Below are 2,059 nucleotides of genomic sequence, written 5' to 3'. Positions count from 1 at the left end.
AGCATTGATGATCGGAGAGGAATTGAATAACAGTCCTTTGACTTATGGTGGTGATTATAAAGATGAAATTTCTTTTGGAGGTACTTATAATGGTTACACTACCACAGGGATTGCTGATAATTTTACAGTTTCAACTCTTTATGACCGTGATTCGAACTGGAATAAATATGATGCTTTTGATCAATTCAATGATGCGGGAATAAATCTATTAAATCATCTTGGACATTCCAGCCCGACTTATAATATGAAAATGAATAATTCGGATCTGACAACCAATAATTTTACCAATGATGGAATAACCAGAGGATTTGTCATCGGCTACTCGCAAGGTTGCTACAACGGTTCTTTTGATAACTGGGATTTTAACGGTTATTATGGAGAAGATTGCTTTGCTGAAAAAATTACGACTCTGGAAACCGGGGAAGTTGCCTGTATTGCTAATGCTCGTTATGGCTGGTATCAACCAGGTGGAACTAACAGTTCATCCCAATATTATGACAGGCAATTTTATGATGCCATCTTTGGTCAGGATATTTTCGAGATCGGAGCAGTTAATCGTTATTCTCACGAACTCGATGTTTCTCTGATGGAGACAGATGAATATATGCGTTGGGTCGCTTATCAAACCAATCTTTTTGGAGATCCGTCAATGGATATCTGGACTGCTCAACCAACTGATTTTGAGAATGTCATTTACACAAGTGTGATAAATTTAGGAATTGAAAATGTGATCATCGAAGTTGGATTAGAAGGTGCGAGAGTTGGTATTACAAATGATGGAGAATTGATCGGAGCAGGAGTTACGGATGAAACCGGAATGATCGAGATCGTTTTCAATGAACTTCTTACTGAACCGACCGAACTTCAGCTTTCCATCACTGCTCATAACAAAAACAGGTTTGAAGGAACGATCGAAGTTATTGCCGGAACAGGTCCTTTCCTGGCAACCGATGAGATCCAAATCGATGATTCTGCAGGAAATGATAACGGTCTGATCGATCATGGTGAAACTATAGATTTCCTGGTTGGTCTGCACAATTATGGTTCCGAAGAAGCAACGAACATTACTGCATCCATCACCTCTGATAGTGAATTTGCAACAATTTTGAATGCAACCACAAATTATGAAAATATTCTTCCTGATTCTACTCGTTTTGGTTTGGAGTCATTTCAAATAGAAGTTTCTCAATTCTGTCCTGATGATGAAGATATCATTTTCCACCTTACCATTAGTTCTAACGAACTGGAATGGGAGTATGATTTTTCCTTAAATTCTTATGCTCCAATTTTATTATTGGATAATTATACAATCGAAGATGAAAATGAGAATGGCTGCCTGGAACCGGGAGAATCCGTTACTCTGAATATCTGCCTGATAAATAATGGAAATGGAGTTGCGGACAACATTTCCGGTCTTCTCTATGATGACGATGAATTTATCACGATCAATGATAATAATTCCCAAATTCCAACACTTGCTGGTGACAGTTTTTCCTATTTTGAAACTCCATTCACTTTTACAGTTTCTGATGAATGTCCTTTCATTCACAGTTTCCTGCTCAATCTTGTCCTGAATGAAGAACTTGGATATTACAATTTACTGCAGATCGATTTGAATGTCGGTTTCAATGATAATATCGAACTCGGAGATAATGGCTGGACTCATTACGAACAGAATGGTGGAATCGATCAATGGCATCAAACCGAATACAGGTCAAATTCCGAAACTCATTCCTGGAAAGTTGGAGGAACAGACGGAAATGAATATGATAACGATCTGCTTTGTGCTTTGGAAACACCGGAAATGGAAGTAAACGAAAATTCCTACCTGACTTTTTATCATTGGATGGAAGCAGAGATCAGTTCCTCGTATCCGGGATTTTGTTATGATGGTGGAATTGTCGAAATTTATTATAATGAAGAATGGCAGACGATTGAACCTGAAGGTGATTATCCGTATTTAACGAGAGGAGATAATAATCCGCCATTTCCTCTTGATACACCTGTTTATTCGGGAAATATAAATTGGGAAAGAGCATTTTTCAGTTTGGAAGGATTT

At 37.9% G+C, this 2,059-nt stretch carries 1 protein-coding gene; it reads left to right on the top strand.

The genetic code is table 11. The features are described from left to right. Positions 1-2,059: hypothetical protein (locus tag ENL20_08960; protein HHE38686.1), on the top strand; the 2,059-nt coding region annotated here is incomplete at both ends.

The organism is Candidatus Cloacimonadota bacterium (genome assembly GCA_011372345.1).
Taxonomy (GTDB): domain Bacteria; phylum Cloacimonadota; class Cloacimonadia; order Cloacimonadales; family TCS61; genus DRTC01.
The sequence above is the reverse complement of the archived record's forward strand: the minus strand, read 5'-3'. Positions and strand labels throughout refer to the sequence as shown.